This is a genomic window from Brachybacterium sp. sponge, assembly GCF_001613775.1.
In the GTDB taxonomy this organism is placed as follows: Bacteria; Actinomycetota; Actinomycetes; order Actinomycetales; family Dermabacteraceae; genus Brachybacterium; species Brachybacterium conglomeratum.
Genome location: NZ_LRMP01000002.1, coordinates 508710 through 523037 on the forward strand (window position 1 = coordinate 508710; position 14328 = coordinate 523037).

At 73.4% G+C, this 14328-nt stretch carries 13 protein-coding genes; 7 read left to right on the forward strand and 6 right to left on the reverse strand.

Annotated features, from left to right (window positions below; genetic code table 11):
* Nucleotides 1–48: 48 nt before the first annotated feature.
* Nucleotides 49–249 (reverse strand): DUF3073 domain-containing protein, encoded by a 201-nt coding sequence (locus A4A78_RS10325; RefSeq protein WP_029360640.1) that lies wholly within the window; start codon nt 247–249, stop codon nt 49–51.
* Between the two features lie 311 nt (nt 250–560).
* On the opposite strand from A4A78_RS10325, the gene A4A78_RS10330 reads away from it, so the two are divergent.
* The 3 genes from A4A78_RS10330 to A4A78_RS10340 are packed head-to-tail and all read left to right on the forward strand — an operon-like array spanning nt 561 to nt 2336.
* The gene (locus A4A78_RS10330) at nt 561–788 is read left to right on the forward strand and encodes a BldC family transcriptional regulator (RefSeq protein ID WP_050815757.1); all 228 of its coding nucleotides are present in this window, start codon (nt 561–563) and stop codon (nt 786–788) included.
* Complete coding sequence (locus A4A78_RS10335) at nt 785–1801, forward strand: alpha/beta hydrolase (protein WP_062948939.1); 1017 nt, start codon at nt 785–787, stop codon at nt 1799–1801. The genes A4A78_RS10330 and A4A78_RS10335 overlap by 4 nt, the downstream gene beginning before the upstream one ends.
* 31 nt (nt 1802–1832) lie before the next feature.
* Nucleotides 1833–2336, forward strand: a complete 504-nt coding sequence (locus A4A78_RS10340) for a hypothetical protein (protein WP_062948941.1) — start codon at nt 1833–1835, stop codon at nt 2334–2336.
* A gap of 71 nt (nt 2337–2407) precedes the next feature.
* On the opposite strand, the gene A4A78_RS10345 is transcribed toward A4A78_RS10340, so the two are convergent.
* Nucleotides 2408–3553, reverse strand: coding sequence for a lysylphosphatidylglycerol synthase domain-containing protein (locus tag A4A78_RS10345; RefSeq protein WP_231881013.1), 1146 nt, complete (start codon nt 3551–3553; stop codon nt 2408–2410).
* A gap of 60 nt (nt 3554–3613) precedes the next feature.
* Here A4A78_RS10345 and A4A78_RS10350 point away from each other — a divergent pair, with 60 nt between their 5' ends.
* A complete protein-coding gene (locus tag A4A78_RS10350; protein WP_062948945.1) occupies nt 3614–3949 on the forward strand; it encodes a hypothetical protein in 336 nt (111 codons plus the stop codon).
* 151 nt (nt 3950–4100) lie between these two features.
* Entirely contained in the window at nt 4101–6908 is a 2808-nt protein-coding gene (locus A4A78_RS10355) for a UvrD-helicase domain-containing protein (protein WP_062948947.1), read from the forward strand.
* Nucleotides 6909–6961: 53 nt separating this feature from the next.
* On the opposite strand, the gene A4A78_RS10360 is transcribed toward A4A78_RS10355, so the two are convergent.
* The 4 genes from A4A78_RS10360 to A4A78_RS10375 form a co-directional block, all read right to left on the reverse strand.
* Complete coding sequence (locus A4A78_RS10360; protein ID WP_062948949.1) at nt 6962–7378, reverse strand: VOC family protein; 417 nt, start codon at nt 7376–7378, stop codon at nt 6962–6964.
* Nucleotides 7379–7503: 125 nt separating this feature from the next.
* Nucleotides 7504–10332, reverse strand: a complete 2829-nt coding sequence (locus A4A78_RS10365) for a multicopper oxidase domain-containing protein (RefSeq protein WP_062948951.1) — start codon at nt 10330–10332, stop codon at nt 7504–7506.
* A 389-nt stretch (nt 10333–10721) separates the two neighbouring features.
* Nucleotides 10722–11558, reverse strand: a complete 837-nt coding sequence (locus A4A78_RS10370) for a hypothetical protein (RefSeq protein WP_062948953.1) — start codon at nt 11556–11558, stop codon at nt 10722–10724.
* A 13-nt stretch (nt 11559–11571) separates the two neighbouring features.
* Nucleotides 11572–11895: a hypothetical protein gene (locus tag A4A78_RS10375; RefSeq protein ID WP_062948955.1), complete on the reverse strand. Its 324-nt coding sequence runs from the start codon at nt 11893–11895 to the stop codon at nt 11572–11574.
* Nucleotides 11896–12083: 188 nt separating this feature from the next.
* On the opposite strand from A4A78_RS10375, the gene sucC reads away from it, so the two are divergent.
* Nucleotides 12084–13253, forward strand: coding sequence for an ADP-forming succinate--CoA ligase subunit beta (gene sucC, locus A4A78_RS10380; protein ID WP_010551240.1), 1170 nt, complete (start codon nt 12084–12086; stop codon nt 13251–13253).
* Nucleotides 13254–13265: 12 nt separating this feature from the next.
* Nucleotides 13266–14156, forward strand: coding sequence for a succinate--CoA ligase subunit alpha (gene sucD / locus A4A78_RS10385; RefSeq protein WP_062948957.1), 891 nt, complete (start codon nt 13266–13268; stop codon nt 14154–14156).
* The last annotated feature ends 172 nt before the right edge of the window (nt 14157–14328 follow it).

Consider the following 14328-nt stretch of genomic DNA (forward strand, 5'->3'; position numbering starts at 1 on the left):
GGCCCTCCTGCTGTGTCACGGTGCTCCGCGGAGCCTGCCGCGCGCCGCTCAGCGGCGATGTGCGGACGGGGCGTCCTCGTCGGCCCAGTCCTCGGCGTCCTCGCCCCAGTCGTCTCCGTCGGCGGAGGAGGTCTCGCTCCGCTGAGACTGCAGCTCCCGCTGCAGCGCCGAGAGATCCGTCGGCGGGCTGTAGTACTTGAGGTCCCGTGCCACCTTGGTGTGCTTGGCTTTCTGTCGGCCGCGACCCATGGATCTGACCCCCTGTGCGTCGGGTGCCGGGTGTGCTCGACGACCCGGAGGATGGCATTAGTTTCGGATGCCCAGAGTACATGGTCGCTCCGGCCGACGGCGAACCGCGACCCTCCGGACGTGCCCGACGTCCCTTCCGCGGCGCCCGGTGTGACAGGCGGAGCACCGCCCGGCGAAGGAATTGGGCGTTTCGCGGCCCGCCTTTTACCGGCTCATACAGCTTACCGGGTAGTCTTGTGTCGGTACTCGAGTGCAGTGGGGACCCCTGTCCCGTCTCGAGCCGTCTCCCCCAGCGAAAGGTCTCCTCCTCGATGAACGCTTCCACGGATCAGCACCCCGGTGGAGTGCCCGACGGGGACGACGCCGCTGAGCTGATGACGCCCGCGGAGGTCGCGAGCATGTTCCATGTCGACCCCAAGACCGTCACGCGCTGGGCGCAGGCGGGCAAGCTCACCTACATGCGCACCCTCGGCGGTCACCGCCGCTACCGCCGCGGCGAGGTCGTCGAGCTGCTGCGGGAGAGCTCCAAGGACGTGTGAGCACCGACCCGGTGCTCGGAGCGGGCTACACGCTCCACCGGATCGACCTCGGCAGCGACGGCGAGGGACCGCTGCAGGCGAGCCTCATCCACCGCGAGCCCGTCCCGGGCGACGCTCCCCGCACCGACCGGACCCCGCCCGTGCTGCTCATGCACGGCTGGTCGGACTACGTCTTCGACCGTGACCTGATGGACCACCTCGGCGCCCGCGGCCACGACGTCTGGGGCCTGGACCTGCGCAAGTACGGCCGCAGCATCCTGCCCGGTCAGACGCCCACCGAGATCGACCACCTCAGCCGCTACGACGAGGAGATCGGCGCCTCGCTGCGCCGCATCGGCCGCAGCACGCCCCCGGTGATCCTCGCCCACTCCGCGGGAGGACTCGTCGCGACGCTCTACGCGCTGCGCCATCCCGGCACGGTCCGGGGCCTCGCCCTGAACTCCCCGTGGCTCGAGATGCACCTCGGGCCGGGCACGCGGAAGCTGCTCGAGGGCCCGGTGCACCTGCTGGCCCGCCGGCTGAGGAGCCGGCCCATCCTCCCCGTCGGGGACGACGCCTACGCCCGCGCCACCCACCGCGACCTGGGCGGGGACTACGACTACGACCTCGAGCTGAAGCCGCCCGGGGGCCACCGCTTCCCCGCCAGCACCCTCCGGGCGATGCTCGACGGGCACCGGCGTCTGGCCGCCGCCGGCCCGCTCGCCGCACCGGCGCTGGTCATGCACTCGGACCGCACCGCGATCACCTCGAGACGGGGCGAGCGTCCCCTCCACGCCGACTCCGTCCTGGACGTGCGCTCCCTCGCCGCCGCCGCGCGCCGGCTCGGCCCCCGGGTGCGGATCGTGCCCGTCGACGGGGCGCGACACGACGTCTTCCTCTCCGACCCGCCGGTGCGGGCGACGGCGATCGAGATCCTCGACGACTGGTTGGCCATGGATCTGCTCGCAGCGCCTACGATGACCGGGACAGGCCGCACCGCGGGACCCGACGCCTCCGAGACCGGGACCTCGTGACCCCCGAGACCTCGTGACAAGGAGGAGAGCGATGACCGCGGACCCCCATGGCCTCAGAGCCCTCGCCGATGCCCAGCGCCGGGGAGCGGATCGGCTCACCCTCCTGCGCCTGCGCCTGGCGAACACGCTGGCCGAGGCCGGTCGCGCCGAGGAGCCCGGGGTCCGCGAGATCGGGGACCAGGTCCACGAGCGCTGGACCCGCGAGGAGCATCCGGAGCTGGGACGCCTGGCCACGGGCCTGCGCGCGGCCGCGAAGCAGCTCGACCAGGAGGCCGTCCGGGCGGAGCGGCTCAGCGGCCGCCGCATGGGCGGCTACACCGGCGCCGGCTTCCTGGGGCGCGGCAGGGAGGCGAGCCGTCACGTGCACGAGGTCGCCGCGGTCGTCGCCGCCGAGCCCGCCTTCGTCGGCACCGAGCACGGGGCGAGCATCGGCGGCTTCCCGCTGCAGCCGAGCGTCCAGGAGGGTTTCCTCGCGCATCCCTCCTCCGCCCTCGGCATCGAGACCCCCGACTTCGACGAGGACGACGAGGGCTGAGCGGCGGTGCGGCCCGGGCCGGCGCCCGGCCGGGTGGCGGCGGGACGCCCGCGCCGCCGCCGTGGGACGCGTCAGCGCCGCGCGGGAGCCCGCGTGAGCGCCGCGGGCACCGCGACCGCCCCGGCCAGCAGCGGCACCACCAGCATCGCGACCAGCAGCAGGAGCATCGCCGCGGCGGCATCGGCCGAGGCCACCCCGAGGCCGACCAGCGCCGCCCCGCTGACGGTCTCGGAGATCCCCGCGCCGCCCGGCGTCAGCGGCACCAGCGCGAGCACCCTGCCCAGCGCGAAGACGGCGAGGACGAACAGGGCGGGCACCTCGGCGCCGACCGCCTCGATCGCGAGCCACAGGGCGGCGAGCTGGAGCGCCCGCGCCGCGAGCGTGGGCAGCGCGAGGGCGGGGAGCCGACTCCGCACCATCCCCACCAGCTCCTCCCGCTGATGGAGGATCTCCTCCGACGCCCCGGCGGGGAGCGTCCCGTCGGCCTGTGCGAGTAGCGCCGTGAGCACTCCGCGGCGCAGCAGCACCGCGCTGAGGACGAGGGCGATCACGGCGCCGGCCGCGGCGACGGCCGCGGCCCACAGCCAGCCGGCGGCGAGCGTGCCGACCGGGGTGAGGGCGGAGCCGAGCAGGTAGGAGCCGGCGCCCAGCAGCGGCACCAGCACCGAGGTGATCGCCATCTCGACCAGCGAGGCGGCGAGGATGCCGGTGAGCACCACGGGCAGGCCGATCCCGCTGCGACGCAGGACCCAGGCCAGCAGCCCCAGGCCCAGCACGGACCCGCCCGGCAGGGCGAGCGCGGCGCCCTGGGAGGCGACGTGGCCCTGCAGCACGGGGGAGGGCCGGGAGCCGGGCACCGCGGCGCGGACCGTCATCGCCTCCAGCAGCAGCGCGCCCGCGCCGAGCACGAGCATCGCGGGCACCGACCACCACGGCAGCGCGCCGAGGCTGGTGACGATCTCGCCCCAGCTCGCGCCGGTGGCCCACGGCAGGCCCCAGACCAGCAGGGCGATCACCAGCGGGCCCGAGGCGGCCGCGGCGAGCAGGCGCCCGGCGCCGGGACGCTCCGGCGGGGCGGAGCCGAGGTCCTCGGTGAGCAGCGCGAGCCGCTCCGGGCTGTGGTCCGCCCGCATCGGCCGCTCCGTGCTCCCCGCCCGCTCTGCGCTCTCGGGGGGCTGCGCTGCGGGGTCCTGGGGGCCGGGAGGTGCCTCTGACATGCGGCGATTCTCGCACGCCGGGCCCCTGGAGTTCCCAGGCCCGGGATCTAACATGGTGTCATGTCCTTCCTGATCTCGCTCTTCGTCGTGCTGCACATGATCTGCTGGGCCGTGGCGCTCGGCACCTGGGTCGCCTCCGCCCGCACCCGCGTCCCGAACAAGGGCATGGCCCATGCCACCGCGGGCGCGCTCGTGTTCGGCATCGTCCTGGCCGCCCTCGTCTCCATCGGCGGCGACCCGAACCACATGAAGCTCGGCATCAAGCTGCTCCTGGCGATCGTCGCCACCGTCCTCGCCTACATCGCGAACAAGAAGCAGGCCGAGACCCCCTCGGCCGTCTGGTTCGGCATCCCCACCGCGATCATCGTGAACATCGTCGTGGCGGTCTTCGTCTGATCCGCTCCCCGCGGGGAGCCCCCGCGGAGCGACGGAGCCGCGGGCGGTGCGCGCGGCGACGGGAGCCCACCTCCCCTCCACCGCGACCTCCGTCCCCATGGGGCCCGGCAGCACACAAGCTGTCGGGCCCCGCGCCTATCCTGGAGGCCTCATGAGCTCACTCTTCGACGACCTCTCGCTGCCCGACGCCTTCCGCCGCCTGGACGGCGTGCAGGTGACGCCCTCGACCCCGCCCTCCCGGGCCGCGGCCGACGACGACGCGCGCGCCGACGGACGCACCGACGGCGAGGAGCCGCGCCACGAGGCGGAGGGCCCGGACCTGCTCGACCGCGAGCCGCCGCCCGAGAGCGAGGAGCCCCCGTACGAGGAGGAGCCGCCCTTCGAGGACGAGCCGCCGCGGGAGGAGCCGGCGCCCGTCGCCGCCCCGCCCGCCCCGGCGCCGGTCCGTCGGCGGGTCCCGGCGGACTCACCCGCCCTCGCGGAGCTCGTCGACGGCCTGAACCCCGCCCAGCGCGAGGCGGTCGAGCACCGGGGCAGCCCGCTGCTGATCGTCGCCGGCGCCGGCTCCGGCAAGACCCGCGTGCTCACCCGCCGCATCGCCCACCTGCTGCGCGCCGGCGAGGCGCTGCCCGGCGAGATCCTCGCGATCACCTTCACCAACAAGGCAGCCGCCGAGATGCGTGAGCGCGTCGAGGAGCTGATCGGCCCCGCCGCCCGCTCCATGTGGGTCTCCACCTTCCACAGCGCCTGCGTGCGCATCCTGCGCCGCGACGCCGCGGCGGCCGGGCTGAAGAGCTCCTTCACGATCTACGACAGCGCCGACTCGCTGCGCCTGATCACCACGATCGCCAAGGACCTCCAGCTCGACACCAAAAAGCACGCCCCCCGCGCGCTCGCCTCCCGCATCTCGACGCTGAAGAACGACCTCGTGGACCCGATCGACTTCGCCGATCAGGCCGAGAGCGCGAAGAACCCGTTCGAGAAGACGCTCGCGAAGATCTTCACGAACTACACCGAGCGCCTGCGCCAGGCCAACGCCGTCGACTTCGACGACCTGATCGGCCTGACCGTCGCGCTGCTGCGCGAGAACCCCGCGATCCGCGAGGGCTACCGGCGCCGCTTCCGCCACTTGCTGGTGGACGAGTACCAAGACACCAACACCGCCCAGTACCAGCTGGTGCGGGAGCTGGTGGGGGAGGACCCGAGGGCCGATCTCACCGTCGTCGGCGACTCCGACCAGTCGATCTACGCCTTCCGCGGCGCGACGATCCGCAACATCATCGAGTTCGAGCAGGACTTCCCCTCCGCGCGCACTATCGTGCTGGAGCAGAACTACCGCTCGACCCAGAACATCCTCACCGCCGCGAACGCGGTGATCGAGGAGAACCAGGGCCGCCGCAAGAAGAACCTCTGGACCGACCAGGGCGAGGGGGACCAGATCACCCTCTACGTCGCCGACGACGAGCAGTCCGAGGCCCGCTACATCGGCCGCCAGATCGACGCGCTCGTGGACGACGGCCGCCGCGCCGGGGACATCGCGATCTTCTACCGCGCCAACGCCCAGTCCCGGGCGCTCGAGGACCAACTGATCCGCGTGGGCCTGCCGTACCGCGTCGTGGGCGGCACGCGCTTCTACGAGCGGCGCGAGATCAAGGACGCGATCGCCTACCTGCAGGTGCTCGCCAACCCCGCCGACGAGATCAACCTGCGCCGCATCCTCAACGTCCCCAAGCGCGGGATCGGCGACCGGGCCGAGGCCGCGATCGCCATGCTCGCCGAGCGGGACCGGATCGGCTTCGGGGAGGCGCTGCGCCGTGCGGAGGAGGCACCGGGCATCGCGACCCGCTCGCTGAACGCCGTGCGCACCTTCGTGGCGATGCTTGAGGACCTCCAGGAGATGGCCGAGCGCGGCGACGGCCCCGCCGAGCTGCTCGAGGCGATCCTCACCCGCTCCGGCTACTACGCCGAGCTGCAGGGCAGCGACGACCCGCAGGACGAGTCCCGCCTGGAGAACCTCGCCGAGCTGATCAGCGTCGCCGCGGAGTTCGAGGCGCAGATGGAGGAGCTCGACGCGCTCGCCAGCGAGATGGAGGACGAGGAGGGCGACGCCGCCGCGGCCGGGGGCGTGCAGGGCACCGCCGAGGCCGAGGACGACGCGGACGGCGCCGTCGTCGCCGGTGCGGCCCCCGCCTCCGACCCCGTCGGCGCCGACATCGCCCCGGATGCGGCGCTGACCGCGCCGGACGATCCCGAGGCGAGCCTCGTGGACCGCTTCCTGGAGAAGGTCTCCCTCGTCGCGGACGCCGACCAGCTGCCGGGGGAGGAGGACCAGTTCGTCACCCTCATGACCCTGCACACCGCCAAGGGTCTCGAGTTCCCGGTCGTGTTCCTCACCGGCATGGAGGACGGCACCTTCCCCCACAACCGCACGCTCCAGGATCCCGACGAGCTCGAGGAGGAGCGGCGACTGGCCTACGTGGGCATCACCCGCGCCCGCGAGAAGCTCTACCTCACCCGCGCGCAGATGCGCTCGATGTGGGGCCAGTCCCAGTACATGCCCGCCAGCCGCTTCCTCGACGAGGTGCCGGAGGAGGTCCTGGACGTGGCCCGCGCCGGCTCCACCCTCGGCGGCGCCGGGTTCGGCGGCGGAGGCTTCTCCGGCGGCTCCGGCTTCGGCGGCGGTCGCGGCGGGGGCCGGGGGCCGTCCTTCAGCGGCGGGGTCGGCGGCGGCCGCGCCGACGTGAAGCGCCCCAGCTTCGGCTCGGGCCGCACCGCCACGCCCACGGAGAAGCTCCCGCAGCTCGCCGTCGGCGACCGCGTCACCCACGACTCCTTCGGGATGGGCACGGTCGCGGAGGTCTCCGGGCAGGGCGACAAGACGCAGGTCGAGGTCCAGTTCCGCGACCCTCACGGCCGCAAGCGCCTGCTCCTGCGCTACGCCCCGCTGACCAAGCTCTGAGCAGCGGCGTGCGCGGGCCGATCCTCGCGCGCCGCAGGGGCGAGCCGCGGCGGTCAGGGGCCGGTGACCAGCTCGACCTCGATGCCGTGCGGGTCCTCCGCGTACCAGGCGGTGTGGTCCTCGCCGCCCGCGTGCGGGTAGTGCTCCGCGAACAGCTCCCGCCAGCCGTGCCCGGGTCCTTCCCGTCGGACCCGGTCCAGCAGCTCGCGGTCCCGCGCCCTCAGCGCGAGATGGTTCATGCCCGGCGCGCGCCGCTCGGCGCGGTCGCCGAGCACGCCCTCGGACTGCTCGAGGACGATGTAGCAGCCGTCGCCGTGGCGCCAGATCCGCCCGAGCTCCCATCCCTCGACGCGCTCGGCCCGCCAGCCCAGCGTGGTCATCAGCCAGTGCCAGGCCGGCTCCGAGACGGCGAGGTCCCTGGTCCAGAGCTCGAGGTGGTGCAGGCCGGAGGAGAGAGGCGTGGCGTTCATGGGGCCGACGGTATCCCGACGCCCCGGGCGCCTCGGAGCGGTCCCGACTCTCCGAGAGCGAGCGGGCATCCGGCAGCGCACGGGCGATGTCCGGTCACAGATCGTGCGCGCCTCGCGGGGGCTCCTCAGGCCGTGACGCGGATCAGGGCCCGGGCGCCCCGCTCCATCTCCACGAAGGAGTGGTTCACGGCGGTGTAGGTGCCGGGCTCGTCGAAGACCAGCTCCACGAATCCGCCCTGCGCCGCGGCGAGATCGAGCGCCTGCGCCCCGCCGCCCTCGCCGTCCTCGGGACGCAGCAGATAGGCGCCCTCCTTGAACACGGTGTCGAACACCCCGCCGACGACGTGGAAAGAGATCCCGCGCGACGGGCCCGCGGCGAGCACCCACAGCCGCACCCGCTCGCCCACCCGCGCCTCGAGCGGGGAGTGGACGTACTGGGTGGCGTGGCCGTTGAAGACCGTGAGGTCGGGGCGCTCGGCGGCGATCTTCGCGGGGCTGACCGGCAGGGCGCCCTCGTGCGTCGCCGTCTCGGAGCCGGGGGCGCCGACGGGCACGAGATAGTGCTCCGACTGCACCAGCACGTACTCCCGGTCGGCGAGAGCGAGCTCCGGCGGCGGGACCACGAGCGCGCCGACCATCCCGGCGGACAGATGCACCGACATCGGCATGGTCGAGCAGTGGTACAGCCAGATCCCGGCGTGGTCGGTGGTGATCGCGTACTCGAGCTGCTCGCCCGGCGGAATCGTGCGCATCGCCTCGTCGGGGGAGACGCGGCCCGCGTGCAGGTCGAGGGAGTGCCCCATCGACCCGTTGTTGACCAGGTCGACGGTCAGGCGCGCCCCGAGCTCGGAGCGCAGCACCGGCCCGACGACGGCGCCGCCGTAGGTCATCGCGTCCATGGTCACGGCCGGTGCGATCTCGGCGGCGACCTCGACGACCTCCAGGGGGACCCGCTGCTGCGGACCTGTCGCGGCGGGGAGGCGGGCGTCGCGCACGGAGACCTCCGGTCCGGGGGCCGCCGCCATGTCGGCGCCCACGCGGGCGAGCTCGTCGGCCCCGGACCCCGCGGCCACGGCGCCCCCGTCGGCGGCCGTGTCCGCCGCGGAACCGGTCGCGACGATGCTCAGCGTCATGCCCATCGCGCGATGGCCGACGATCGAGCACCATCCCTCCATGTCATGGGCGACCACGCCGCCGTCGAGGACCGTCGACTCGCCCGGCTGCAGGCGCCCCGAGGTCGCGCCGGTGGCGAGCACGAGGTCGTGCACGTCATGCGGATCGTCGTTGCTCAGCTCGATGACCAGGCTGTTCCCGGCGGGGACCTCGAGCCGGTCGGGGCTGAACCGCATCTCCGCCGTCGAGACCGCGATCGTGGTGGTCTCCCCGGTGGGCGTCACCGCGGCGGTGGTCGCGGCGGCGCCCGCGGTGCCGGCGGCGTCGGGGATCGAGCCCTGGGAGCGGTCCAGGGAGCCGCCGAGCGCGGTCGCCCCGAGCACGGAGCCGAGGCCCAGCAGCGCGCCGGTCAGCGCCCGTCGGTCCATGGGCGCTGCGGCGACGGGAGCGGGCCCGGACCGGGACCCCGTCGGAGGGCCGACGGAGGGCGACGGGCCGACCGACGGCGACGGCAGCTCGCTGCGCGCGGGGGAGGCCGATGCAGCGGCCTCGGGGCGGCCCGGCGTCGGCAGCGGCACCGTGGCGCCGCGCAGGCGCGAGCTCGTCCGCACCGCGAGGACCAGCAGCACCACGAAGCTCACCAGCACCGCGAAGCCGAGCAGGGAGAGGAGCACCCGGGAGAGCGAGCCGAAGTCCTGGGCGTCCGCGGTGCCGAGCGTGAGGGCGGAGAACAGCGCCCGGGAGCCGGCCGTGCCCCGTTCGGCGAGCACGAACAGGGCCACGACGAGGTTGTACGCCACCACGCGCAGCACCGCGCCGCGGCTCATCACCGCCAGCGCCGCCGTCGTCGCGCGGGGACCGCCGCCCAGGGTCACCGGCAGCAGATGGCTCATCGCCCCCAGCAGCACCTGCAGCAGGAAGCCGGCGACGAAGGGGACGGTGAGCTGCTGCACGTCGGCGGCGACGAGGGAGCTCGCCATCTGCTCATCGGCAGAGCGCCACCACATCACCAGCAGGCCTGCGGTGGTCAGGGCGAACCAGCCCGTCCCGGCGGCGATCGACAGGATCGGGAACGGGGCGAGCGGCACCCGGCGCTCCTGGCGCACGCCCCGCACCCCGACCCGCACGAGCGTCGCCGCGACCCAGGCGAAGGAGCCGAGATAGGCGAGCAGCGCCGCGCAGCCCAGCAGGGTCGAGCCGATCAGCGCCCCGGCGACAGCGCCGAGGACGGCCAGGAACATGCCCAGCAGCCCGCCCGCGGCCCGGGTCGCCGCGGCGAGCTCGATGCGCGTGCGCAGCACGGTGGGCCACAGGGTCAGCAGCGTGCCGGTCACGGTCAGGCCCACGAACCCCAGCACGTTCACGATCTGGTGGGCGAGCATCAGCCGTCCCTGCCAGGGCTCGCCCGGGCTGAACGCCATCACCGCGCCGAGCAGCGCACCGACGGGGAGCAGACAGGCCGCAGTGATGTAGGCCCTCACCGTGAACGCGAAGCGCGGCGCGAGCGCGGCCCGGATCTGCGCGCCGAGCGCGGCGGCGTACCAGAGCAGCGCCGCGGAGACGGCCAGCGCGCCGAGCACCACCAGCCACGGCCATCCCGGCAGCATCCCGGCGATCGTCGCCCCCACCCCGGCGGTGAGCAGCCGCAGCCTCGCCAGCTGGCGCGGGCGGGACTCCTCGCCCAGGCGGGTCTTCAGCAGCGCCTCGGCGAAGTGCTGCCCCCAGACCATGATCGAGGTGGTGATCAGTCCCAGCGTGACCATGTGGACCATCAGCCAGCGAGCCTGCGGCAGCCACTGGTGCACCAGGACCACCACGACCAGAGCGAGCATCCAGCCCATCACGGGGCGGGCGGCACGTCGATGCCAGGCACCGCGCCCGGTGGCGGGGGAGCGCCCGGCGGGACGAGCCCCAGGAGCGGGGGAGGACGGCTCGGAGGACGACGGCTCAGGAGCCGACGGCTCGGGAGGAGACGGCACAGGGGAGGACGGCACGGTGCAGGACCACCTCGGTCGTGATCCCGGTCGGGGCGGCAGGCGACCGGTCGGGAACGGGCAGGGACCGTTCCAGGCTAGGACCGGCCGAGGACGCTCCGTCCGGCCATGGTCCCGACGTCAGGCCACGACGCTCGGCCGCTCGGGCCGCCGCGTCACGGTCTCGTCGTCACGCGTCCCCAGCGGGGCGGACCGATGCTCGTTCGGGAGCCCTGCGCGCAGCGCTCGACGCGCGCTCAGCGGTCGCGGGGATCCTCGGCCTGGTCGAGCCGCTCCTTGCTGCGCTTCCACTGCGCGTACAGGCCCGCGCCGAAGCTCACCACCACGATCAGCCCCACGGCGATCAGCACGGTGGTGAAGGGGATCGGGATCCCGGCGGCGGCGAGCACCGCCCAGATCACCACCAACGAGAGGCCGATCAGCAGGGCGTCGCGCAGGGCGCGCATGATGCGCGGGAAGATGTTCGCGCGCTCGACGTGCCGGCTCGCGACGGCGTAGTACGCGGCGGCCTCGCGACGCAGCTCCTCGCCGGAGGGGCGGGGACGCTGCGCGGTGCGCGTTCCGCCGTCCCGGTCCGAGGGGCGGCGCCGGTCCTCCCTCTCCGAGGGACTGCGCCGATCCGCCGGAGCGGAGGAGCGGTGCTCGTCCTCCCGCTCCCGACGGGCATCCCGGTCCTGGGTGCGGCCTCGGTCCCGCTCGACGCCGTCGGCGTCCGCGTCGTGCCCGCGGGGTCGGTCGCCGCGAGGGTCGTACTCCCGGACGTCGTCCGCGGGACGATCACCGGCCGCGGGACGACCGTCGGTTGCCGGACCCTCGGCGGCGGCGGGACGGCCGTCGGCCGAAGAGTTCTCGCGGGTCCGCTCGTTCCTCGGCTCCCGGCGCTCGTCGCGCTCGTCGGCTCCGGCCGACGCGCGCGGCTCGTCCTCGCGCCAGCCCTCGTCGACCGCGCGGCCCGCGGCGCGCACATAGCCGCCGGCACGGTCGCCGGCCCGCCGGGCGGCGTCCTTCGCGGCAGGGGCCTGCTTGCGGGCGGTGTTCCGCGCCGCCTTCACGTAGGTCTTCCAGTCGGCCATGGCTCTCCTCGCCTCAGCGGTGCCAGTCGCCGCGGTCCCGCGGGTCCAGGTGCTCGAAGCGCCGGTCGTCCCGGGGGCGCCGGTGCTCCTCGCGGAAGCGGATGTCCCCGCCGCCACGGGGCTCCCGCCGCGGTCGCGGGTTCCGGGCGCGGCGCTCGTAGTAGTACGACAGGCCGACGTTCAGCGCGAGGGTGATGCCCACGGACAGCACGAAGCCGCCCAGGGTCGAGCGCATGCCCAGCAGGCGCAGCACGATGAACAGCACCCCGATGGCGACGATGCTGAATCCGAGGTGGTCTCGCACTCGCTGGACGAGGCTGCGGGAACGGCGGCTCATCGTCCCATCGTAGACGCGGCGCCTGGACGCGAGCCGGACGGGATGAGAGTCGTGCCACAGTCCCCTCCTGCACCGGGCCCGGGTCCGGCGGGGCCTGCGGACGCGTTACCCTGGCGGTGTTCCCAGGGGTGGCATCGAGGCCAGTGCGGCCTGCCGCCCACTGCCGACATCGAGAGGAAAAGCACCCCGTGGACCTGTATGAGTACCAGGCCCGCGATCTCTTCGAGAAGCACGGCGTGCCCGTGCTCGGAGGAGTCGTCGCGGAGGACCCCGCAGCCGCCAAGGCCGGCGCAGAGAAGCTCGGCACCCCGGTCGTCGTCGTCAAGGCCCAGGTGAAGACCGGTGGCCGTGGCAAGGCCGGCGGTGTGAAGGTCGCCAAGTCCCCCGAGGAGGCGGAGCAGAAGGCCTCCGAGATCCTCGGCATGGACATCAAGGGCCACACCGTGCACCGAGTGATGATCGCGGCCGGTGCGGACATCGCCGAGGAGTACTACTTCTCGCTCCTGCTGGACCGCGCCAACCGCAACTACCTGGCCATGTGCTCGGTCGAGGGCGGCATGGAGATCGAGCAGCTCGCCGTCGAGCGGCCCGAGGCCCTGGCCCGCGTGGCCGTCGACCCCAACGTCGGGATCGACGAGGCCAAGGCGAAGGAGATCGTCGAGGCCGCGAAGTTCGACGCCGAGACCGGCGCGAAGGTCGCCCCCGTGCTGCAGAAGCTGTGGGACGTCTACCGCGAGGAGGACGCGACCCTCGTCGAGGTCAACCCGCTGGTCAAGACCGGCGCCGGCGACATCGTCGCGCTGGACGGCAAGATCACCCTGGACGACAACGCCGAGTTCCGCCACGAGGCCCACGCCGAGCTCGTCGACGTCACCTCCGAGGACCCGCTGGAGACCAAGGCGAAGGCCCTGGACCTCAACTACGTCAAGCTCGACGGCGAGGTCGGCATCATCGGCAACGGCGCGGGGCTGGTCATGTCCACCCTCGACGTCGTCGCCTACGCCGGCGAGAAGCACGGCGTCAAGCCCGCGAACTTCCTGGACATCGGCGGCGGCGCGAGCGCCGAGGTCATGGCCAACGGCCTCGACGTCATCCTCGGCGACGAGCAGGTCTCGGCCGTGTTCGTCAACGTCTTCGGCGGCATCACCGCGTGCGACGCGGTCGCCAACGGCATCGTCGGCGCTCTGAAGAAGCTCGGCGACGCGGCGACCAAGCCGCTCGTCGTCCGCCTCGACGGCAACAACGTCGAGGAGGGTCGCAAGATCCTCGCGGACTTCGCCCACCCCCTCGTCACCCAGGCCGACACCATGGACGGCGGCGCCGCGAAGGTCGCCGAGGCCGCCGCCGCAGGAAAGTGAGCAGCACCCGACATGTCTATCTTCCTTGATGAGAACAGCAAGGTCATCGTCCAGGGCATGACGGGCTCGGAGGGCATGAAGCACTCCCAGCGCATGCTCGACTCCGGCACGAACATCGTCGGCGGCGTGAACCCGCGCAAGGCCGGCCAGTCCGTGTCTTTCGAGGGCGGCGCCGAGGTGCCCGTCTTCGGCACCGTGGCGGAGGCCATGGAGGCCACCGGCGCGAACGTCTCGGTAGTCTTCGTGCCGCCGAAGTTCGCCAAGTCCGCCGCGATCGAGGCGATCGACGCCGAGATCCCGCTCCTCGTCATCATCACCGAGGGCATCCCGGTCAAGGACTCCGCCGAGTTCTTCAACTACTCGCAGGCCAAGGGCACGACCCGCATCATCGGGCCGAACTGCCCCGGTCTGATCAGCCCCGGCAAGTCCAACGCGGGCATCACCCCCTCGAACATCACCGGTGCGGGCAAGCTGGGCCTGGTCTCCAAGTCCGGCACCCTGACCTACCAGATGATGTACGAGCTGGCCGACATCGGCTTCACCACCGCCATCGGCATCGGCGGCGACCCGGTCATCGGCACCACCCACATCGATGCGCTGAAGGCCTTCGAGGCCGACCCCGACACCGCCGGCATCGTCATGATCGGCGAGATCGGCGGCGACGCCGAGGAGCGCGCGGCCGAGTACATCAAGGCCAACGTCACCAAGCCGGTCGTCGGGTACGTCGCGGGCTTCACCGCCCCCGAGGGCAAGACGATGGGCCACGCCGGCGCGATCGTGTCCGGCTCCGCCGGCACCGCGCAGGCGAAGAAGGAGGCCCTCGAGGCCGCCGGTGTCAAGGTGGGCAAGACCCCCACCGAGACCGCCGATCTCATGCGCGAGATCATCAAGGGCCTCTCCTGACCGACGTGCTGCGAGGCACGAGCGGCAGGAGATCAGGCGGACGGCTCGCCTGATCCCTCCCGCCCAACGCGAGGCCGACGTGCCCCGGACCCGCACGGGTCCCGGGGCACGTCGTCGTCCCGGGGGAGCGGTGCGGCCCGAAGGAGAGCGGCTCAGCAGCAGCTGATCCGCT

Bases quoted from the DNA above. Each gene is read 5' to 3' on its own strand.
- A4A78_RS10345 (WP_231881013.1), bottom strand. From the start codon at position 3,553: ATGTCAGAGGCACCTCCCGGCCCCCAGGACCCCGCAGCGCAGCCCCCC.
- A4A78_RS10350 (WP_062948945.1), top strand. From the start codon at position 3,614: ATGTCCTTCCTGATCTCGCTCTTCGTCGTGCTGCACATGATCTGCTGG.
- A4A78_RS10360 (WP_062948949.1), bottom strand. From the start codon at position 7,378: ATGAACGCCACGCCTCTCTCCTCCGGCCTGCACCACCTCGAGCTCTGG.
- A4A78_RS10370 (WP_062948953.1), bottom strand. From the start codon at position 11,558: ATGGCCGACTGGAAGACCTACGTGAAGGCGGCGCGGAACACCGCCCGC.
- A4A78_RS10375 (WP_062948955.1), bottom strand. From the start codon at position 11,895: ATGAGCCGCCGTTCCCGCAGCCTCGTCCAGCGAGTGCGAGACCACCTC.
- A4A78_RS10340 (WP_062948941.1), top strand. From the start codon at position 1,833: ATGACCGCGGACCCCCATGGCCTCAGAGCCCTCGCCGATGCCCAGCGC.
- sucD (WP_062948957.1), top strand. From the start codon at position 13,266: ATGTCTATCTTCCTTGATGAGAACAGCAAGGTCATCGTCCAGGGCATG.
- A4A78_RS10365 (WP_062948951.1), bottom strand. From the start codon at position 10,332: ATGGGCTGGATGCTCGCTCTGGTCGTGGTGGTCCTGGTGCACCAGTGG.
- A4A78_RS10325 (WP_029360640.1), bottom strand. From the start codon at position 249: ATGGGTCGCGGCCGACAGAAAGCCAAGCACACCAAGGTGGCACGGGAC.
- A4A78_RS10355 (WP_062948947.1), top strand. From the start codon at position 4,101: ATGAGCTCACTCTTCGACGACCTCTCGCTGCCCGACGCCTTCCGCCGC.
- A4A78_RS10330 (WP_050815757.1), top strand. From the start codon at position 561: ATGAACGCTTCCACGGATCAGCACCCCGGTGGAGTGCCCGACGGGGAC.